Genomic DNA, 21,714 nt, shown 5'->3' on the forward strand with positions numbered 1-21,714 from the left:
TAAGTGCACAATATACGATGAAGAGTTTGATCCTGGCTCAGGATGAACGCTAGCGGCAGGCTTAACACATGCAAGTCGAGGGGTATGCTTCTTCGGGAGCAGAGACCGGCGCACGGGTGCGTAACGCGTATGCAATCTACCTTTTGCAGAGGGATAGCCCAGAGAAATTTGGATTAATACCTCATAGTATTATGACTCGGCATCGAGATATAATTAAAGTCACAACGGCAAAAGATGAGCATGCGTCCCATTAGCTAGATGGTAAGGTAACGGCTTACCATGGCTACGATGGGTAGGGGTCCTGAGAGGGAGATCCCCCACACTGGTACTGAGACACGGACCAGACTCCTACGGGAGGCAGCAGTGAGGAATATTGGACAATGGGCGCAAGCCTGATCCAGCCATGCCGCGTGCAGGATGACGGTCCTATGGATTGTAAACTGCTTTTGCACAGGAAGAAACAACATTACGTGTAATGTCTTGACGGTACTGTGAGAATAAGGATCGGCTAACTCCGTGCCAGCAGCCGCGGTAATACGGAGGATCCAAGCGTTATCCGGAATCATTGGGTTTAAAGGGTCCGTAGGCGGTTTGGTAAGTCAGTGGTGAAAGCCCATCGCTCAACGGTGGAACGGCCATTGATACTGCCAGACTTGAATTATTAGGAAGTAACTAGAATATGTAGTGTAGCGGTGAAATGCTTAGAGATTACATGGAATACCAATTGCGAAGGCAGGTTACTACTAATTGATTGACGCTGATGGACGAAAGCGTGGGTAGCGAACAGGATTAGATACCCTGGTAGTCCACGCCGTAAACGATGGATACTAGCTGTTGGGAGCGATCTCAGTGGCTAAGCGAAAGTGATAAGTATCCCACCTGGGGAGTACGTTCGCAAGAATGAAACTCAAAGGAATTGACGGGGGCCCGCACAAGCGGTGGAGCATGTGGTTTAATTCGATGATACGCGAGGAACCTTACCAAGGCTTAAATGTAGATTGACCGGACTGGAAACAGTTTTTTCGCAAGACAATTTACAAGGTGCTGCATGGTTGTCGTCAGCTCGTGCCGTGAGGTGTCAGGTTAAGTCCTATAACGAGCGCAACCCCTGTTGTTAGTTGCCAGCGAGTCATGTCGGGAACTCTAACGAGACTGCCAGTGCAAACTGTGAGGAAGGTGGGGATGACGTCAAATCATCACGGCCCTTACGCCTTGGGCTACACACGTGCTACAATGGCCGGTACAGAGAGCAGCCACTGGGCGACCAGGAGCGAATCTACAAAACCGGTCACAGTTCGGATCGGAGTCTGCAACTCGACTCCGTGAAGCTGGAATCGCTAGTAATCGGATATCAGCCATGATCCGGTGAATACGTTCCCGGGCCTTGTACACACCGCCCGTCAAGCCATGGAAGCTGGGGGTGCCTGAAGTCGGTGACCGCAAGGAGCTGCCTAGGGTAAAACTGGTAACTAGGGCTAAGTCGTAACAAGGTAGCCGTACCGGAAGGTGCGGCTGGAACACCTCCTTTCTAGAGCTTTAGTGTTAGCTATATGCACGCTAAGGAAAGAAGACGATCTGACTATTGGTTACAGATAATAAGATTATATTACTCTTGCTGTTAATTTAAAAAAAAGAAAATAAATTATTTTAAATGATGAATTATAAATTATAAATGACGTAAAGGCATTTAAAATAAAAAAATTCAAAATTCAAAACAATTTTAAGAGTGTCTCGTAGCTCAGCTGGTTAGAGTACTACACTGATAATGTAGGGGTCGACAGTTCGAGTCTGTCCGAGACAACCAAAAAAGTATTAAGTACTTAGAATTAAGTATTAAGACAAAAACGTTCATAGAAACAGATTAAAAGGAAATTCTAGGGTTGAAAGATTACGAATTACAACAATTCATAATTCATAATTCACAATTCATAATTAAATTGGGGGATTAGCTCAGCTGGCTAGAGCGCCTGCCTTGCACGCAGGAGGTCAACGGTTCGACTCCGTTATTCTCCACAGGAAAGTATAGAGATAATAGTACAAAGAATTAAGACAAAATCTTAATACTTAATACAAAAATCTTGATACTTATTAAAGTTCATTGACATATTGAGATAAGAAATAATAAAAAGTAGAAAGAACATGATAGTATCAAGACGGTAGTATCAAGTATTAAGAGTAATCTTGATACTTAATACTTAAATCTTAATACTTTGTAAGTACAATAAGCAAAATAAGGGCGTATGGGGGATGCCTTGGCTCTCAGAGGCGATGAAAGGCGTGATAAGCTGCGAAAAGTTACGGGGACGAGCACACATCGATTGATCCGTAAATACCTGAATGGGGCAACCCGCTATGTTGAAGACATAGCACACCGATAGGTGGGCAAACCCGCTGAACTGAAACATCTAAGTAGGCGGAGGAGAAGAAAACAAAAGTGATTCCGTAAGTAGTGGCGAGCGAACGCGGATTAGCCCAAACCAGTGCTGTTACGGCAGTGCTGGGGTTGTAGGACCACGAGATTTTATGCACAAAGAATTAGAATCTGCTGGAAAGCAGAGCCATAGAGAGTGATAGCCTCGTATAAGTAATAAGTGTAATAGATAGTGGTATCCTGAGTAGGGCGGGGCACGTGAAACCCTGTCTGAATTTGGCGGGACCATCCGCTAAGGCTAAATACTCCTGAGAGACCGATAGTGAACCAGTACCGTGAGGGAAAGGTGAAAAGAACCGTGAATAACGGAGTGAAATAGATCCTGAAACCATACGCTTACAAGCGGTCGGAGCCCTTTAGTGGGGTGACGGCGTGCCTTTTGCATAATGAGCCTACGAGTTAACGTTGCTGGCAAGGATAAATGGTTAAGCCATGGATCCGTAGCGAAAGCGAGTCTGAATAGGGCGCTTTAGTCAGTAGTGTTAGACGCGAAACCGTGTGATCTACCCATGGGCAGGATGAAGCGCTGGTAACACAGTGTGGAGGTCCGAACCGGTTGACGTTGAAAAGTCTTCGGATGACCTGTGGGTAGGGGTGAAAGGCCAATCAAACTCGGAAATAGCTCGTACTCCCCGAAATGCATTTAGGTGCAGCGCTGTGCATAAGTTATATAGAGGTAGAGCTACTGATTGGATGCGGGGGCTTCACCGCCTACCAATTCCTGACAAACTCCGAATGCTATATAATGTTTCACAGCAGTGAGGGCTTGGGTGCTAAGGTCCAAGTCCGAGAGGGAAAGAACCCAGACCATCAGCTAAGGTCCCCAAATATATGTTAAGTTGAAAGAACGAGGTTTGTCTGCCCAGACAGCTAGGATGTTGGCTTGGAAGCAGCCATTCATTTAAAGAGTGCGTAACAGCTCACTAGTCGAGCGGACGAGCATGGATAATAATCGGGCATAAACATATTACCGAAGCTATGGATTTGTATGTAAATACAAGTGGTAGGGGAGCATTCCAGCAGGGTTGAAGGTGTATCGTCAGGTATGCTGGACCGGCTGGAAAAGAAAATGTAGGCATAAGTAACGATAATGCGGGCGAGAAACCCGCACACCGAAAGACTAAGGTTTCCACAGCTATGCTAATCAGCTGTGGGTTAGTCGGGACCTAAGGCGAACCCGAAAGGGACAGTCGATGGCCAACGGGTTAATATTCCCGTACTACTGATTACTGTGATGGGGTGACGGAGTGATGAAAGCGCCGCGAACTGACGGAATAGTTCGTTGAAGTACCTACCTATAAGACCCGCAGGCAAATCCACGGGTTTTGGGGAAATACGATAGTACTCGGAGTCTTCGGACAAAGAGATAGTGCGCCTAAGGGCTTCCAAGAAAAACCTCTAAACTTCAGGTAATTAGTACCCGTACCGCAAACCGACACAGGTAGTCGAGGAGAGAATCCTAAGGTGCTCGAGAGATTCATGGCTAAGGAATTAGGCAAAATAGACCCGTAACTTCGGGAGAAGGGTCGCCCCCAGTAATGGGGGCCGCAGTGAAGAGGTCCAGGCGACTGTTTATCAAAAACACAGGGCTCTGCAAAATCGTAAGATGAAGTATAGGGCCTGACACCTGCCCGGTGCTGGAAGGTTAAGAGGAGATGTTATCTTCGGAGAAGCATTGAATTGAAGCCCCAGTAAACGGCGGCCGTAACTATAACGGTCCTAAGGTAGCGAAATTCCTTGTCGGGTAAGTTCCGACCTGCACGAATGGTGTAACGATCTGGACACTGTCTCAGCCATGAGCTCGGTGAAATTGTAGTAACGGTGAAGATGCCGTTTACCCGCAGTGGGACGAAAAGACCCTGTGCACCTTTACTATAGCTTAGTATTGACCTTGGATAAATGATGTGTAGGATAGGTTGGAGACTTTGAAGCGGCGTCGCCAGGCGTTGTGGAGTCATTGTTGAAATACAACCCTTTGTTTATCTGAGGCCTAACCCCGCTTAAGCGGGGGACATTGCTTGGTGGGTAGTTTGACTGGGGTGGTCGCCTCCAAAAGAGTAACGGAGGCTTCTAAAGGTTCCCTCAGTACGCTTGGTAACCGTGCGTAGAGTGCAATGGCATAAGGGAGCTTGACTGAGAGACATACAGGTCGATCAGGTACGAAAGTAGAGCATAGTGATCCGGTGGTTCCGCATGGAAGGGCCATCGCTCAAAGGATAAAAGGTACGCCGGGGATAACAGGCTGATCTCCCCCAAGAGCTCATATCGACGGGGGGGTTTGGCACCTCGATGTCGGCTCGTCACATCCTGGGGCTGGAGAAGGTCCCAAGGGTTGGGCTGTTCGCCCATTAAAGTGGCACGCGAGCTGGGTTCAGAACGTCGTGAGACAGTTCGGTCTCTATCTACTGTGGGCGCAAGAAATTTGAGTGGATCTGATTCTAGTACGAGAGGACCGAATTGGACTAACCTCTAGTGTATCTGTTGTCCCGCCAGGGGCACCGCAGAGTAGCTACGTTGGGAAGGGATAAGCGCTGAAAGCATATAAGCGCGAAACCCACCACAAGATGAGATTTCTTTTAAGGATCGTGGGAGATGACCACGTTGATAGGCTATAGATGTAAAGGCAGTAATGTCATAGTCGAGTAGTACTAATAATCCGTAAGCTTATGTACGCCACCTCCCCCTTCCCCTCCAAAGGAGGGGGGACGGAACTTTCTAATACACTTTTTATATTCTTTATCTCAGTATGTTAAGATATTATTTTAATTATTAATGGTTAATGATCACACGAGGCGAAAGCCGAACTGAGCGTAGCTAATTATTAATTAAAAAGTTGTCCAAAGCAACTAACGGCCTTAAGGTGGTTATTGCGGCGGGGCTCACCTCTTCCCATCCCGAACAGAGTAGTTAAGCCCGCCTGCGCAGATGGTACTGCAGTTATGTGGGAGAGTATGTCGCTGCCTTTCTTTATTAAAACCCTGTTTCATACCGAAACAGGGTTTTTTGGTTGCAGTAAATTCATGAGAAGAAGATGGGATTATACCGGATCAGGAGCAAAAGTTGGGGAGGAAATGTTAAAAGATTGGATAATCTGAATAAGAAGAAATCTATATTTCTCACTCCTCTAAACTGACTTCTAAAAGCTTTTATTTTTGCATTGAAAGATTCGGCAGAAGCATTTGTGCTTCTATTGTCAAAATAGTTTAAAATTGACTGGTAGTTAAAAGTTATAGTATTGAGCAGAATATTAAAGTTTTTAAAGCCTGATTCCTCTACATTTCTATACCAATGCGCCAGTTTGGTCATGGCAATGTGTTTGTCATTGTTGTTATTGTAAATCCCTCGAAGTTGTTGATTTAGATTATATGCTGTCTTTATATCGGGGTATAATTCAAATAACATTTGAGCCCTTTCTTTTTGATTTTCAGTCCATTTTTCGCGAGATTTATAGAGTAGATACCTGCTTCTGGCCAAAAGTTGTTTTAGAGAATCTCCATTAGGCAAGAGCTCTGGGATATATGTTTTATTCTCTCTTTTTGCCTGCAATATCAATTGATTCTCAAAATCCATAGCTTCCCATCGATGCTTGATTCTAATCTCTTGTAAAGCTTCCAATGCTAATTTTTGAACATGAAACCTATCGGTCACTTGTATTGCTTTTGGAAAGCATCTCTTAGAGATTAGTTTCATGGAATTAGCCATGTCAAGTGTTATCTCTTTGACACAGCTCCTCTTCTTATAATCAATCTTACTGATGTGTTCTATAACCTGATCAGCCTTGGTTCCAGCAACAATAGCAACTAATGAACCTTTTTTGCCTTTGAATTTCTTGTTGGTTACAATAGTATAAAGTTCACCCTGAGATAAAGCTACTTCGTCAATTGATAAATGAGTACCTATATTTTCAGGATAAACAATCCATTGATGTGCATGTTCTCGTGGATCCCAAGTATTAAAGGAACTCAAGTGCTTTTTGTATTGTCTTTGGAGCTTCTTTCCGTTTACTCCGAAAAAACCTCCAATGGTATGACAATCGGTAGCGCTGTTATCTATTAATTTCTTTTAAAAAAGCCGCAAACTCTTGAGTCATGCGGGTTCCTTTGGCAACTAAATTCCAATCTCTTTTAATAATTTCTCCTGTGGTTTTATTAGTCCAGCGACGTCTTTTGATATGCAAATACACAAACTTACCTCTTAGAGGAAAATCCTGAATAGTGATCTCATCCAAAAAGCCCTTTGATACCAGTTCAAATGTATTAAACTCTTGTGGAGGCTTAATTTTTTCCTCAAAATACAAGTGTAATATTTCTTCTGTATTAGTAGTAGAAACCACTTCAAAGTGGTCTACTAAAAAATCAGGCAGCATCAATTTTAAAAGGTCAATAGGAGTCATCTCAAATTATAAGATTACAAAGTTCTTATTTTATTTTAACATTTCCTCCCCAGGTTTTGTTCTTGATCCATTCTTTTTTCAAAAATACTTATATTTGAATATTAAATTATATTTATGACTAGTCAGGAAAAAGGGAGTTTATTTGAAAATATCACAAAGGATTTTTTTGTTAGCTTATTGGAAAGAATAGGGTTTACAGTTACTAAAGCTAGGGCACAAAAATCTGGTAGTCAAAATGGATTTGATATATTAATTATAGTATCTAAAAATTATAAAGAAAATAAAATTTTCATAGAATGTAAAAATTATGAGTCTGATTTAGCAATAGGAAATATTGTAAAAAAAGGTTTGAATTTAGAATCAAACTACGATCTTGATGAAAATGATTTATTTATTGCTATAAATCCAAAATCAAATTTTTCAAATGAGGATAATTCTGAAAAACTTTCACCAATTTTAAGCAATAAATTTCCATTTAGCTATTATGCGCTTGATTTGTCAAATGGAATAAGGGAATTGTTTGCATTGGATAAAATATTTTATAAAGAATTGTATGGTCAAGATGTAGATTTTGTTATTAATGAAAACAAAGTAATAGCCAAATTTGAAAATATTATATTTTCAAGAAAGCCTTTTAAGAAAATAATAATTAAAGTTGAGGATAAAGAGAAATTTATTGGTAACGTTAGTTTGGATAAAGATTATATAGAAAGAACGCTATCAGAAGAACTACAAAAAGATAATGACTATTTCAAAAACAACAGATTAACTTTATCTGAAATTGTTAATGAGCAAAATAACCTATTTATTTTAGGAAATCCAGGAAGTGGTAAATCTACAGAATTATTAAAACTAGCACTTTCGAATTGGAAAGAAGGAGAAGTTGATAATCACTCACCGATTTTCAAAAGTCTTAAAAACTTTTCTAATACAGATACTATTGATAGTTTTTTACCAACTAATTGGATGGAGTTAAATGATGTTCTATTAATTTTGGACGGAATAGATGAAATAGCAGATATTGAATCATTTAAATCAAAATTTCAAAATTTTATTGAAAATAATTCTCATTTTAAAAGGAGTATTAAGTATGTTATAAGTTGTAGAACAAACATATATGAAAGTATAGTTATAGGGCTTCCTTCGTTTAAAACATTTTATCTGCAGGATTTAACCTATGATCAAGGCATTAAATTATTTAATAAAAAATGTAAAGGTTTTAATTTGAATGATAAATTTAATATTTTCCTAAAAAACCCTTTTTTAATTAACATTTTAGCTGATTATATTTCTGAAAAGAATGAACTTCCAACAAGCACAGCAAATTTATGGAAGGTTTATCTTGATAAAAGATTGGCTTATGACAAAAAAAATAAATTAGTTAAAGTTTCTATTGATCCTCTTTTAATAAAAAAATATTCAAAAAAACCTCTTTGATTAATGAGTTGATGAAAACAAATGTTTTCGATGATAATAACTTATATTCAATTTTAAAAGAAAGTTCTCTGCATTTTAATGAATTTAAGAAAAATCCATTATTGGATAGATTCGCTAATCAAGAAACTTGGTTTTTTGAACATAGAAATATTCAAGAGTATTTTGCAGCATTAGCACTTTCTGAATTAAGTTTTGAAAAAATTAAAGATTTTATTGTAATTAGTGGAACAGATAAAACACATCCATCCTTGTTTAACACTATTGCTTTTCTGTTGAATATTTTAGATAGTGATAAATATAATGAATTAGTAAGTTGGTTAATTGATAATGAATTAGAATTGTTATTTAAAGCTGATTCCGATAAAACAGATAATTTTAAAATTCAAGTATTTAGGGACTATTTTAAAAGGGAATGTATTGAAAAAGGATTTTGGATAAATACAAATAAGACATTTTCTGTATTAGAAATTGCTCAATTTGGTGATTGTGAAGAGAATTTCGAATATTTGTTAGACATTATTAACGAAACAAAAGATGAACCAAGAGTTGTTATTTCTGCATTGAATTTATTGAGCTTTTTTACAATTCAGTTTAATCGTAAAAGGGAAATTAAAGATTTGTTTATTGAATTCTTAAAGGATGCATCTATTCAAAACAGCATTAAATCTAAGATTATCAATTGTATCACGGCTCACAAATTTTGTGAGGAAGATGGGGAATATTTAAACTTAATTTTTGAAATATTTAAGGCAGAAACAAGTAAGGAAATTAATAGTGCATTGTTATTTCTGGTTATGAATCAGAATAATATTGACAACTTGTTTTGGTATTTAAAAGAAGAATTCTTGAGAGTCAATAATATAGTAAAAAGAGATGATCCTGATAAAGTTCATAGAGGAAATAGTTGGGTTTTAAATGAGATTATTTTAAAACTTTCGGACTCAAATAAATTTATTGAATTAATAAAATATCACTTTATTGATGAACGCAAGATTCGTTTAGATAATACGTATGCAATTCAAATATTGGAAAGATGTTTGTTTTTTAGTCATAAAGAAAATGATTTTATAATACGTTTTTTGACTTCTATTAATGGTAAAACAAATTTTTATTTGCAAGATAAATTATTGGTCGAAATAATTGTTAAAGGGAGTGAACAATTTGAAGCTTCTAGATATTTATTAGAAAACAATACTTTCTCAAAAGTAAGAGTTCTTTTGGCAAGTATTGCTACAACTGAAACTATTGAATTAGTAAGAGAGCAATTTGTAATAGAAAGGATTACTTCAGATGATATTAATATTTTTAGACATAATTTATGGGTTTATAATAAAGCAGCAAGCTATGAATTCGATTTACTGATGAGTAGTGAGGATATTAATTTTAAATTTGACACTCCACTTTTAAGTGAAGGGGAGCTATCAAATCAGCAAATACAGAATAATTTAAAGTTTCAAAGTAATTTTGATATTCTTTTTAATAGATTAGAATTATTGAGAGAAATTGAAATTATTTTCCAAGAAAACATACCAGTTATTGATCAAAATGAAATAAGAAAAATTGAAAGTGATTGGTATGAAAAGAATGGATACTTTAGCAATACAATTGATACTTCATTGGATATTTTGAATACTTTAGTTTATAATTACAAGGAGAATTTAACTTTTGAAGATGTTCAAGTTTTATTAAAAAATGACTTTATTAGATATAATGAGATTAAAACTTTAATTCTAGGAAACGTAAATTCGAATATTAGGTTTAAAGTTTCTGATGAGCAAATAGCAGATATAATTGATTGGTGTACTAAGACTTCATCAAAAATTAATTTTGAAGAAATTATTATACTTTATGATTTTAATTCATTTAACTATGGCTTAGATTATGAAAAGTTGAAAACTATTTTGGCTTTTCAAGATGAATATGAATTTGAATTATCTCAAGAATTTTTATTGAATTGCCTTGAGTATTTTGATATTGACAAGTCAAGCGAAGAGGAAGATATTTTCGGGAAGTTATTATCTAGGATTAGTGATGAAAAGCTTTTTAATGAAAGAATTGTTGACAACATATTAGACAAGAAAATGTTTTCATCCGTTATGGATAGACACGTGAGTTATGTATTAGACCATAACTTAAGTCTTGCTTTTCCTAAAATCAGAAATTTTTTTAAGGATAATGACCCAGGTTATAATTTAGATGAAAAACTAGAAAAATATATTGAGTTAACACGGGATTTTGCTTTGTTGAAAGAATGTTGTGAAGATATTAAAAGTCCTAAATGTTGGTCTGCGGTGAAAATATTATTAAAAAAAGATAAAGAAATAGATTTTTGTATTGCTAAAGCGATTGAATATTTAGATATTAATTTAGAAGATAGTAATAAATTTTATTTGTGGGATGCATTGGGAGTTTTGTTTCAACAGAATAGAAAAGAAGCCATCGTTTACTATTATTCTTTACTTAAAGAAGATCGAATGTCTCAGATGTATTATTCAAATTATTCTGCTGTAGATTATGATACTTTAGAGAAGTTATTTTTTAAAACTTATGGAAAGGGAAAGGGTTCAGATAAAAGTGTTTTTAATGATAGTGGTGCATTTTTAAGTTCATACGTCTCGAATTTATCTAATGATGACGTAAGTTATGGTAAAACGCAAAAAGTATTATTTGATATAAAAGCGAAACTAAATAAAGAAGATCACGATACAGAATTATTTCATATCAACTTACTAATAGATAACTCTAAAACGAGTTATATTAATTCTAAATCTCAACCAATGAATTTTGCAGATGCTTTGCGAAAAGTGGAAGAAATTATAAATTAGATTTTAAAGTTTAATTTATTTCATTATTTCCCTAGATTTTTATAATACTCACAAACCTGATTAATCGGACATATTTCACATTTAGGTTGTGGCCTACAAATTTCCCTTCCCAGAAACGAAATTGCCATCCCTATTTCTCGCCAAATCTTTTTTGGCAAAATCTGCATGAGTTGTTTTTCAACTTTGTTACCGTCTTTGTATTCTGGGATTAATCCGATTCTGGGAGCTACACGGATCACATGTAAATCGGCTATAATTCCTTCGGCAGGAACTCTTGCTTCCCGCATAATGACATTGGCTGATTTTCGCCCGATTCCTTTTAAGGCGGTTAAATTCTCCATTGTGAGAGGAATGTTTTTGTCTTCTTGAATGGTTTGCGCAATTTCAATTAACCAGCTGGCTTTAGTGCCAAAATTCCGAACTTTGGAAATATATGGTATTAATGCATCGATATTTGAAACGGTCAGACTTTCTATGTTGGGAAAGATTTCAAATAATTTCAGTGCAATTTTATTGATATTGGCATCCGAATCTTGAGCAGACAGAACAACCATAACTACCAGTTGATACAGGTTTTGGTAATCTAACGGATGCTTTCGGTCTTTATATTTTTCCAGTATTGGAGTTAATTTAGTATCCCAATCATTTGTTTGTCCAAATAAATCCATTGCGAATATTTTTTGATTAATCATTCACTAAATATGAAATCTTACTTCTCGATGTTTTTTATAAATTCATCATATTCTAAATAAAACATTTCTATAGCATTCATTTTTTCATAGAAAAAATCAAATATTTCATCCCAATATTTGCGGTTGCTTACGCTTACATTTAATTTTTCGACCCAAATACGGCTAATGGTTTTTCCGTTTTCGAGAGTGTGATTTTTTTCAAAAACCAAATCTTTGACAAATTCTTCTTCGAGTATATTTTTTAAAGCAGCTAGTTTTTCAAAATATTGTATACGCAATTCTGTATTTCTCATTTCTATATCGATATGCACTTGTGCTTTTGTATTTTCTACATAAAACTTAAAAGAGAAATCTTTTATTTTAGTGTCGTATAAAAGCCATTTTCTCGGATACTTTTGAGCAAATTCGACCCAAAATTCATGTTTTAGTTTTTGATTTTCTTCTTTGCTGTACATATTTTTGTGCTTTGGCGTTTAAAAATTTGTTTGGAACTTATTTCTAAAGTATATTTAGGTATTATTTTATTTGCAAAAATAAACTTTGATTATGGATTTTCAAGATTTTTTACAAATTCTTCCTTATTTGGCTGATGTAAATCTTCCAGGTGAAGAGGCTCATAATATTATGGTGCCTGAAGAACGTCTTAGAATCCTAAAGAGTATAAATTTTGATGAAATAAAACCTAAAAATGCAGGTGTAATGATGCTGTTTTATCCTAAAGCAGGTGAAACACATTTGGTTCTCATAGTTAGAAATTCCTATGAGGGAGTTCATTCTTCTCAGATTGCTTTTCCAGGAGGGAAATATGAAAAAGAAGATACTGATTTTGAACAGACTGCATTGAGAGAAACTTATGAGGAAATCGGCGTCGAGCCAGATAAAATTCATGTTTTGAAAGCCTTTACTCATTTATATATTCCGCCTAGTAACTTTATGGTTTATCCTTTTCTGGGTATTTGTTTGGACGAAATTACTTTTTATCCGGACTCTAATGAGGTAGCAGCTATTATTGAATTACCACTAACTGCTTTTTTGAGCGAGTCTATTGTTGTAAATGCAAAAATTAATACTTCTTATGCTAAATCGATAGAGGTTCCAGTATTCAAAATTGATGAGCATATTGTTTGGGGAGCAACAGCTATGATGCTAAGCGAACTGAAAATTGTTTTGAATTCCGTTTTAAAAAAAAGCAAATTTTGAATTTGGCTCTTTTTGTTAAAAGGAAGCCTCTTTAATATTTAAAGAGGAAAAAAAATAGTAATTTTGCAGTCCCAAATCTAAAACAAATAAAACAATCTTATGGGATTATTTAAGCGAAATCCTTTTGGACACATACTATTTATAAAAAAATGGCTGATCAGAATTTTTGGATTTATTAGCCACAGACGTTACCGTGGTTTTAATGAACTGCAGATTGAGGGTTCTGAAATTATTAAAAATCTGCCTGATGCCAACGTACTTTTTATTTCCAACCATCAAACTTATTTTGCAGATGTAACTGCGATGTTTCATGTTTTCAACGCGAGTTTAAGCGGAAGAGAAGATTCTATAAAAAATGTATGGTACATGTGGAATCCAAAATTGAACATGTATTACGTAGCAGCAAAAGAAACGATGAGAGCGGGATTATTGCCTAGAATCATGGCGTATGCGGGTGCTATTTCTGTAGAGCGTACTTGGCGTGCAAAAGGAGAAGATGTAAAAGAGAAAAAAGATGTAAATCCCAATGATACTGAAAATATTAAAATAGCCTTAGAAGATGGTTGGGTTATAACCTTTCCTCAGGGAACAACCAAATCATTTAAGCCTGTTCGAAAAGGAACGGCACACATCATAAAACAGCATAGACCAATAGTTGTTCCGATTGTGATTGATGGTTTTCGGCGTTCGTTTTGCAAGAAAGGGTTATACATGAAAAAGAAAGGGATTCTACAATCGATTGTCATAAAAGAGCCTTTGGTTATTGATTATGACAACGATACCATTGAAGAAATTGTTGAAATGGTTGAATACGCCATAGAGCAGCATTCTTCTTTCCTCAAAGTAATTCCTGCAGAGGCTTTAAAAGAACAGGAGGAACTTAATAAAACTCGACAATGGGAATATTAAAAGATAAAAGAGGCGTTAGCCTCTTTTTTTTATAAATCAATTTTTTTCAATTCTTCAAAGTTGTTTTGCAGGCGCTTTAATAAAATCCCGTAGATTAATTTATAGATTAGCCAGAAAGCAAATGTAAATATAGCTGTGGCTAAAATCAATACAACAAACGATATCAAAGCAATGTTTAAAGGCATTTCAGGATGAGTATTGCCATTTTTAGAAGCACTTTCCAAGTAACCCTCATAAAAAAGATATCCGCCAAACACGATGAAAAAAACTGCAAAAAATGATAAGTTGAACGCGATGTATTGTTTAACCACTTTTCGGGTTTTTAATATAGTTGAAATCAATTTTTTGGTATTGTCATCTACCGCAATTTTGCGATACATGGTATAAAACTTAAAAATAAAGTATAAAATAACAGCATAAAGCAACACAGTTGCCGAAATATAGTAGCCGTAAACGCCCAAATGCTTGATTAATTCAATATTTTTTTCGTCGTATTTAGTAAATGACAGAGCCAAGCCTAATACTAATCCTAATCCAAGTTCTATGATGCTCACTATAAAAATCCACTTCACTATTGAAGACGATTTTTTATGGATCATTTTGTAAATTTCACTTTCCGATACCTGCACAAAAGAAGCTGCGTTCTTTTTCCAGTCTTTTTTTAATAAATCCAACTCTTTCATACGCCTAATGGATTTAATATTTTTTTTAATTTCCCTTTTATCCGATTCATTTTTACCCTTGCATTCACTTCGCTAATCCCTAAAGTTTCCGATATTTCAGTATAATCCTTGTCTTCCAAATACATAAATACTAACGCTTTTTCAATATCATTCAGCTGATAAACTGCCTTATACATCAGTTTCAACTGCTCCTCTTCTTCATAATTATATTCTATGTCATGCGTAAAATGCTGTCTCCCTTCATACTCAACAGTTGCAATGCTGCGCTTGCTCTTTCGATACAAAGTAATTGCCGTATTCAAGGCGACTCGATAAGCCCAAGTCGAAAATTTACTTTCCCCTCTAAATTTCGGAAAAGCTTTCCACAGCTGAATCGTGATTTCCTGGAACAAATCCTTATGAGCATCCTCACCAGCAGTATACAATCGACAAATCTTGTGGATTATATTCTGGTTTTCTTGCAGTTGTTTGACAAAAGAAGGCTCTAGATTTTCACTCATATTCCATTAGTACATCCGATGTACATTTTGTTACAATACGACACTTTTTTTAAAATAAGTAGGAGCAGATGTTTCCGTTTCAGAACAGCATTTCTCCCGCTATTTGTTTCAATCTCCCGAAGAAAAATCGGGAGGATTTTCACTGCTATCGGGGCTATTTTAGAAATTTAGTTTTTCAGAAGATCTTTTCAAAAAAAAATACTTTAGAGTTTATACACCCAATTATTAGTCGCAAACCTAACTAAAATGATATAACTTAGCAACTCTAAAATTCATAAAACAAAAATTTTGCAAGTATTTAATTTTCAAACTAAAACTCAAAATGTAATTTCAGGTCATCAGAAATCTATAATAACCATCCTATTTGCGTTATTTATAGGTTTCAATTGTTATTCACAAAACACTTATGTCTTTGTTGGTTCCTATAATTTTAATAAAGAAAAAAAAGGAATTTACGTTTTCAAATTAGATACTGTAACAGGCCGATTAAAGAAAATAACAACTGTTAAGAATGTTCTGAATCCATCCTATTTAACGCTGTCTCCAAACGGTAATTATATTTATGCCTGTACCGATACCAAAACGCCAAATGCAGGAAGCGTCAGCAGCTTTGAGTTTAAACCGCAAAATAAGACTTTGACATTTATCAGTAGTCAAAAAAGCGGTGGAGAAAACCCAGTCTATCTCTCTGTTCATAAAAGCGGAAAATGGCTTGTAAATGCTAATTATACCGAAGGAAGCGTCGCAGTTCATTCATTAACCGAAGACGGAAAAATAAGCCCAATTGTTCAAAGTTATTCTTATTCAGAAGGAAGTATTGATAAAGAACGACAAGACCGTTCGCATGTGCATTCCAGCGTATTTTCCCCTAATTGTGATTTTGTTTTTTTACCCGATTTAGGAGCAGATAAAATTCGTTGCTATCAATTTGACAGCCTCCAAAAACAACCGCTACAAGAGACTCCATATCCATTTACCCAAACAATATTAGGAAGCGGACCTAGACATTTTGCCTTCGATCCGAATGGGAAATATGCTTATTGCGTTGAAGAAATCGCTGGTTTTGTAAGTGTTTATAAATATGATAACGGCAGATTAGACAGTATTCAAAGAATTCCAGCTCATAGCGATGAAATTACAAAAGGCTTTAGTGGCAGTGACATTCACGTTTCTCCCGACGGTCAATTCTTGTATGCTTCCAATCGCGGTGAGGAAAACAACATTGCTATTTTTTCGATAGCAAGCGATGGAACATTAAAAACTGTTGGGTATCAACCTACTTTTGGGAAGACTCCAAGGGTATTTGCAATAGATTCCAAAGGCAAATTTGTTATAGTTGCCAATCAATCAACAGGAAATGTTGTGGTTTTTAAACGAGATTCAGTTACAGGATTATTAAAGAAAACAGGAAATGAAGTGAAGGTAAAAAATGCTTCCTGCGTTCAAATAAGAGAATATTTGTAATTTATAGCGGTCTAACTTTATAATAATTCACCATCAAATTCACAAACTTACTGTAACTGTCCATACCGTCTTTTTGCTGGTTCATTTTCAAAAAGCGATCATAGAAAGCATGAAAACCGGTTTCAATCGGCGTTTGATATTGCTTCCAAAAATCTTCACTTTCTTTATAGTTTTTCAAAATACCAGGATTGACGGTTTTCAATAATTGTTTCAATATGTTTTCATTTCGTACTTGCCAATTTCCTAAACAATAGCGCAAAGCCATACTGTATCCCGAATATTGAAAATACAGATTATCATTTTTTATTGAAGACATGAAACCAATAAAATTACATTCGCTCTCGCTCGCATATCCCATCTGATGTGCCATTTCGTGATTGGTAGTCATCGGAAAACTGTACATCGGTCCTAAATAATTAACCTGCGCCTCATTGGTAAATGGATTCAGATAACCGCCAAAACCCATATAAGTTAAAGGCAAACTGAAAAGAGATTTCTTAATACTCAAATGTGAGTAGGCAAAAAAATCATATTCTTTGGAAAGGTTTTTATACCCATTTTGATTCATTTCAAAAACCTGGCTTTGGGAATAAGGGAAAACGACTTTCAAGCTGTCGTTTTTGGTGATTTGACTTTGGATAGCATTCGTTTTTGCAATTAGTTTTTTGGTAAAAGCCAATAAATCAGCATCGGTATAATCTCTTTCAATACTCATTTTTTCGAACAAAGGTTCACGGTAATAATTCAATGCCCAAAGGATGTGAAAGAAGAAATAAAACACCGAAAGAACACTCAAAACCGTTAAGAGGTTATTTCTCCAATTCAGCTTCCAAGATTTTCTAATTTTCCAAAACCATTTTAAAGCGAATAAAATCAGAATAAAATAAATACAATCGCCTATAGAAAAAGGAATTTTTCCCAAAACAATTCTCGAAAATTTTGAAATAGAAACATAAATCCCGTTGCTGTAAAAATGTTCTACAGATTCTGGAAAAAACCGAATGATTTTAAGAAATATGATTTGGATCAGAAGAAATAAAGGGAGAATATAACTGCGTTTCATTTTTTGTAAATTGTATTGTAAAGAAACAAATTTTGATCGATTTTTTAATTTAAAAATGTGGTCGAATAAAAAAACATTTTGATTGTGTACGTTTTACTGTAAAGATTACTGACCGCAAAGCTTAGTGAACTTTGCGGTTAATTTTTTTATTAGCTAAATTGGAAATAATTCGTTTAAAATAAATTAAAACTTTTATAAAACTAGCTTTAGGAGTTTGTAACTTTGACTGCGAAAAATGTTAAACTTCAAACAAAAAATAAATGAGCCAAGAGATAAGAAATCTAGAACCAAAAGCACTTTGGAATAAATTTGCCGATTTGAATGCAGTGCCACGCCCTTCCAAAAAAGAAGAACGTGTAATTGAGTTTATGAAAGATTTCGGTGCCAGTTTGGGATTAGAAACTTTTGAAGATGAAATCCGAAATGTGATTATCCGTAAACCTGCCACGCCGGGTATGGAAAACAGAAAAGCCTTGGTCTTACAAGGGCATTTGGATATGGTACATCAAAAAAACTCGGATACTGTTTTTGATTTTGATACTCAAGGAATCGATATGTATGTAGATGGGGATTGGGTTCGTGCTAGAGGAACTACTCTTGGTGCTGATAATGGTCTTGGTGTAGCTACTATTATGGCGATTTTAGAGAGCAAAGATATTCCGCATCCGGCGATTGAAGCTTTGTTTACGATTGATGAAGAAACAGGAATGACAGGGGCTTTGAATCTGCAGGGAGGAATTCTTAAAGGAGATATTTTATTGAATCTGGATACGGAAGAAGATGACGAAATAGGTATTGGATGTGCCGGAGGAACCGATGTTACCGCCACTGCCGAGTATGATGAAGAGGAAACTCCAGAAGGTTCTGTTGCTTATTCTATAAAGGTAAAAGGATTGAATGGCGGACATTCAGGAATGGATATTCACAAAGGTTTGGGGAATGCCAACAAAATTATGAACCGTTTATTATTTGATGGTTTTGATAATTTTGGACTGCAGATTTCTGAAATCAACGGAGGAAGTCTTCGTAATGCAATTCCGCGTGAAAGCACTGCTAAAGTTATTATCGCTTCCGTTTATGATGAAGCTTTTGTATTCGATATGCAACAAATTGTAAACGAAATCAAAGCAGAGTTTCAAACGACCGAGCCTAACTTGGAAGTGGTTTTTGAAAAATTAGATATACTTCCTGCATCGGTTATGCCTCCGATAGCTCAATTCTATTTTGTTCGTGCTATGTATACTGCACATAATGGTGTTTATAGAATGAGTGCTGATTTTGACAATCTGGTTGAAACATCTAATAATATTGCCAAAGTGGAAGTAGGAGGAGGTAACTTTTCTGTACAATGCTTAACGCGTTCTTCTGTAGAATCGTCCAAATTTGATTTGGCTAATGCCTTACGTTCTGCTTTTGAATTAATGGGCTGTGAAGTGGAATTTTCAGGATCTTATCCTGGCTGGTCACCAAATCCTAAGTCTGAAATATTGGATGTTTTGGTTTCTGTTTATGAGAAACAAAATGGAGAAAAACCAAATGTAGCCGCTTGTCATGCAGGATTGGAATGCGGAATTCTAGGGACAAACTATCCCGATATGGATATGATTTCTTTTGGTCCAACTATTCACGGGGCGCACTCTCCAGACGAAAGAGCAAGTATTTCGTCATCTCAAAAATATTGGAAATTTGTATTGGAAATTTTGAAAAATATTCCTTTGAAATAATAAGACATATTTAAAATGTAAAACCCTCATTTAGCAATAAAAGAGGGTTTTTTAATGTCAATAATTAATCCCTTTTCGGGCTGTTTTTCTTTTCTCTCTTCTCTTCCTTCTTTTCTTTTGCGGTCTTAAGAGGCTCTTTTTTGACTGTTTTCTTTGCGTCTTGACTTTTTGACATAATAGTATATTTTTAATTGTTTCTTATAATTGTATTCTAGTAAAGGTACGCTTTTTTTTATTTTAGGTAATTACTACTGTCTATATTACTGGTACTATTTTTCTTTTGGTTTTAAGAAAACACCGTCGATAATTAATAATGTGACTTTGTTTGCGGTTATAGAACGATGTGAACTCAAATCATCCGAAACAATGTAGGTCATTCCTTGAGTTAGTTTATAAGTTTCTCCATTTTCAAGTTCACTGCTAAATTCGCCTTCTAAACAATGTACGATATGACCTTTTTGACACCAATGGTCAGCCTCGTAATTATCTGAATAAACTACTTTTCGAATTCGAAGACCATCTAATATTACAGATTGCCAATAGGCCGTTCCTGTCGTTCCTTTGTGTTCTGTAGCTTCTATTTGATCCCAATCTATGGTTTGAAAAGGTATGGTGTACATTTCTTTTGCGTTTTTATTGAAAGTAAATTTAAGCAATAAAAAATCCCCAACTAGTTTATAATTGGGGAATAATCTTAAAAATTGTATTTGGTATTAATTTTTCTTTAAAAATAAAACTAAACCAAGTACACTAATAATTAAAATAATTAATGAAGCTAAAACCATAGTGAAATCGCGAACGTTTTTACCAGCCCAATCCATGAATAAAAATTTGTGAAATATGGCAAAAGAATAACCTTCTATTACATCTGAATTTTCGATAACAGCTGCCAATCTTGAAGTAGATGTTTCAATGAAGTAAGTCGTTTTCTCTGGTGTATCGTAAGCTAATTTTATGACAGGCAAACGTTTGTTGGCAAAACCATACTCTCGGCTTTCAAATTCTGTAATTACTTTGGTTTCAAGTAAAGGGACATTTTCAAGTGTTTGTTTGGATTCTGTACCGCTGTCCATTTCGCAACAGGCTGGTTTCGAATCACCATCACTGAAGTAAACAGCTAGAAATTTAGCGTATTCTATATCAAGATTTGTAGTTGATTTGTTAGTTGTTGTGTTGATATAAATAGTTTCTGATTTTGGATTTTCTTTTTTATCCCATTTTGATTTTGAATCTGTTTTTGAAGTGTCGTATTTCTTTTTGACTAATGCCATTTGACATCTGTAATATAGACTGTCATTTAAGGTAATGATGCTTAAATTTTCGAATCGATTCCAATCTAAAGCAATAGCATTGCTTGGAGTTTGAATGTCTTTTGTATTAAAAACAGGTTCGTATACCATTTTGTCTAAAGTATATGGATTCCATTTTGTGGTGGCGTGATAAGCTCCGCTAAAGGCAAAGGTTAAAGTAAATAATGAAATCCAAATTCCGATTTGGCGATGGTATTTTCGTAATCCTTTTTTAGAAGTCAAACTATCGGTTTTTTTGAATTGCTTCCAAAATAAACCGTATATGAGAATACCACTTATTGCCGAAAAGAAGATGATAGAAAGAAATGCAAACATTACAACAATACGAATGCTGTTGTTGCTAATCCAATCTATAAAAGCCCAATTATGAAAAGTATCAAAAAACCAGATAAATGCTTGTCTTGATTTTGGATTGTAAGTTGCTAGTTTCCCAGAAGCCGTTTCTACATATACTTCCATTCCATCAGGGCGATTGAATGTGGTTTTGTAAACAGGTAAATACCTATTGATGTATTTGTATTGAGAAGTAAATTCGGTTACTAAATCAGTTTTGCTAATTGGATTTTTTTGGTCATCAAGGAAATATCGCGAAAGCCAATGTGCATATTTTTGGTCTCCATCTTCTAATTTTTTTGCATCTGAAGTATTGAAATAGATCAGTTCGCCTTTTACTGTTTTTACTTGATAAAAGGTTGAATTATCAAACGAGACAATTCGGAAATTTTTAAATTCAGTTATTTTATTTTTTTCTAAAACTTGCTGAATAGAAAGTGTTAATTGGGTTTTGTCAATTGGTTTAGATTCAATGCGTTCGTTGGCAATTGTGGGTTTGAAGAAATGCGCCATAAAGGGATGCATTAATCCAGATAATGTCCAGAAAATAACCGGAATTATAGTGATAATCCCAATGGTACGATGCCAGGCATATACTTTTTGTTTGATTTTTTTGACGAACTTAGAATCTTTCTTTTTAGATGATTTTTTCTCTTTTGGTGTATTATTCATTGTTTTTCTTTTTTAGCCCCGGTAGAAGCGGCATCCTTTTGTGGCGGGGTTCGCCGCAAAAGATACAGCGGATGACGG

15 protein-coding genes, 2 tRNA genes and 3 rRNA genes are annotated in these 21,714 nt (G+C 35.4%); 11 read left to right on the forward strand and 9 right to left on the reverse strand.

The features are described from left to right. Nucleotides 1–14 precede the first annotated feature (14 nt). The 5 genes from CLU83_RS00835 (at nucleotide 15) to rrf (ending at nucleotide 5,397) form a co-directional block, all read left to right on the forward strand. Nucleotides 15–1,528: ribosomal RNA gene (locus CLU83_RS00835) — 16S ribosomal RNA — on the forward strand. Nucleotides 1,529–1,727: 199 nt separating this feature from the next. Next, nucleotides 1,728–1,804, forward strand: a tRNA-Ile gene (locus CLU83_RS00840). Between the two features lie 135 nt (nucleotides 1,805–1,939). After that, nucleotides 1,940–2,013, forward strand: a tRNA-Ala gene (locus tag CLU83_RS00845). A 206-nt stretch (nucleotides 2,014–2,219) separates the two neighbouring features. After that, a 23S ribosomal RNA gene (locus CLU83_RS00850) occupies nucleotides 2,220–5,103 on the forward strand. Between the two features lie 184 nt (nucleotides 5,104–5,287). Continuing rightward, a 5S ribosomal RNA gene (gene rrf, locus CLU83_RS00855) occupies nucleotides 5,288–5,397 on the forward strand. The 16S, 23S and 5S rRNA genes sit together here with 2 tRNA genes alongside, the layout of an rRNA operon. 52 nt (nucleotides 5,398–5,449) lie before the next feature. On the opposite strand, the gene CLU83_RS00860 is transcribed toward rrf, so the two are convergent. Next, the gene (locus CLU83_RS00860; protein ID WP_198512337.1) at nucleotides 5,450–6,454 is read right to left on the reverse strand and encodes a transposase; all 1,005 of its coding nucleotides are present in this window, start codon (nucleotides 6,452–6,454) and stop codon (nucleotides 5,450–5,452) included. Between the two features lie 22 nt (nucleotides 6,455–6,476). Further along, nucleotides 6,477–6,824: a transposase gene (locus tag CLU83_RS00865; protein ID WP_100429739.1), complete on the reverse strand. Its 348-nt coding sequence runs from the start codon at nucleotides 6,822–6,824 to the stop codon at nucleotides 6,477–6,479. A 114-nt stretch (nucleotides 6,825–6,938) separates the two neighbouring features. Between CLU83_RS00865 and CLU83_RS00870 the strand changes: the two genes are divergently transcribed. Together CLU83_RS00870 and CLU83_RS00875 are read left to right on the forward strand one after the other, a co-directional pair. After that, entirely contained in the window at nucleotides 6,939–8,261 is a 1,323-nt protein-coding gene (locus CLU83_RS00870; RefSeq protein ID WP_100429870.1) for an NACHT domain-containing NTPase, read from the forward strand. An 11-nt stretch (nucleotides 8,262–8,272) separates the two neighbouring features. Next, nucleotides 8,273–11,086 carry a hypothetical protein gene (locus CLU83_RS00875; RefSeq protein WP_100429871.1) on the forward strand — a complete coding sequence of 938 codons (2,814 nt, stop codon included), beginning with the start codon at nucleotides 8,273–8,275 and terminating at the stop codon, nucleotides 11,084–11,086. Nucleotides 11,087–11,109: 23 nt separating this feature from the next. On the opposite strand, the gene nth is transcribed toward CLU83_RS00875, so the two are convergent. Further along, on the reverse strand, nucleotides 11,110–11,754 hold the full coding sequence (gene nth / locus CLU83_RS00880; protein ID WP_100433565.1) for an endonuclease III: 645 nt from the start codon (nucleotides 11,752–11,754) through the stop codon (nucleotides 11,110–11,112). A gap of 41 nt (nucleotides 11,755–11,795) precedes the next feature. Further along, nucleotides 11,796–12,233: a DUF4268 domain-containing protein gene (locus CLU83_RS00885; RefSeq protein ID WP_100429872.1), complete on the reverse strand. Its 438-nt coding sequence runs from the start codon at nucleotides 12,231–12,233 to the stop codon at nucleotides 11,796–11,798. A gap of 91 nt (nucleotides 12,234–12,324) precedes the next feature. On the opposite strand from CLU83_RS00885, the gene CLU83_RS00890 reads away from it, so the two are divergent. After that, nucleotides 12,325–12,978, forward strand: a complete 654-nt coding sequence (locus CLU83_RS00890; RefSeq protein WP_100429873.1) for a CoA pyrophosphatase — start codon at nucleotides 12,325–12,327, stop codon at nucleotides 12,976–12,978. Nucleotides 12,979–13,077: 99 nt separating this feature from the next. Then, the gene (locus CLU83_RS00895) at nucleotides 13,078–13,887 is read left to right on the forward strand and encodes a 1-acyl-sn-glycerol-3-phosphate acyltransferase (RefSeq protein ID WP_100429874.1); all 810 of its coding nucleotides are present in this window, start codon (nucleotides 13,078–13,080) and stop codon (nucleotides 13,885–13,887) included. A gap of 29 nt (nucleotides 13,888–13,916) precedes the next feature. Here CLU83_RS00895 and CLU83_RS00900 read toward each other — a convergent pair whose 3' ends face one another. Continuing rightward, nucleotides 13,917–14,570 (reverse strand): hypothetical protein, encoded by a 654-nt coding sequence (locus CLU83_RS00900; protein WP_100429875.1) that lies wholly within the window; start codon nucleotides 14,568–14,570, stop codon nucleotides 13,917–13,919. Then, nucleotides 14,567–15,070, reverse strand: a complete 504-nt coding sequence (locus tag CLU83_RS00905) for an RNA polymerase sigma factor (RefSeq protein ID WP_100429876.1) — start codon at nucleotides 15,068–15,070, stop codon at nucleotides 14,567–14,569. Before CLU83_RS00905 ends, CLU83_RS00900 begins: the two co-directional genes overlap by 4 nt. 288 nt (nucleotides 15,071–15,358) lie before the next feature. Here CLU83_RS00905 and CLU83_RS00910 point away from each other — a divergent pair, with 288 nt between their 5' ends. Next, nucleotides 15,359–16,534, forward strand: a complete 1,176-nt coding sequence (locus tag CLU83_RS00910) for a lactonase family protein (RefSeq protein ID WP_369828744.1) — start codon at nucleotides 15,359–15,361, stop codon at nucleotides 16,532–16,534. Nucleotide 16,535: 1 nt separating this feature from the next. On the opposite strand, the gene CLU83_RS00915 is transcribed toward CLU83_RS00910, so the two are convergent. Continuing rightward, entirely contained in the window at nucleotides 16,536–17,597 is a 1,062-nt protein-coding gene (locus CLU83_RS00915) for a DUF3810 domain-containing protein (protein ID WP_100429877.1), read from the reverse strand. A gap of 260 nt (nucleotides 17,598–17,857) precedes the next feature. On the opposite strand from CLU83_RS00915, the gene CLU83_RS00920 reads away from it, so the two are divergent. Next, nucleotides 17,858–19,321 (forward strand): aminoacyl-histidine dipeptidase, encoded by a 1,464-nt coding sequence (locus CLU83_RS00920; RefSeq protein ID WP_100429878.1) that lies wholly within the window; start codon nucleotides 17,858–17,860, stop codon nucleotides 19,319–19,321. A gap of 269 nt (nucleotides 19,322–19,590) precedes the next feature. Here CLU83_RS00920 and CLU83_RS00930 read toward each other — a convergent pair whose 3' ends face one another. Beyond that, complete coding sequence (locus CLU83_RS00930; RefSeq protein WP_100433567.1) at nucleotides 19,591–19,941, reverse strand: DHCW motif cupin fold protein; 351 nt, start codon at nucleotides 19,939–19,941, stop codon at nucleotides 19,591–19,593. 93 nt (nucleotides 19,942–20,034) lie between these two features. Then, nucleotides 20,035–21,636 carry a PepSY-associated TM helix domain-containing protein gene (locus CLU83_RS00935; RefSeq protein WP_100429880.1) on the reverse strand — a complete coding sequence of 534 codons (1,602 nt, stop codon included), beginning with the start codon at nucleotides 21,634–21,636 and terminating at the stop codon, nucleotides 20,035–20,037. Nucleotides 21,637–21,714: the final 78 nt, after the last annotated feature.

This window comes from Flavobacterium sp. 1 (assembly GCF_002797935.1).
Lineage (GTDB): Bacteria > Bacteroidota > Bacteroidia > Flavobacteriales > Flavobacteriaceae > Flavobacterium.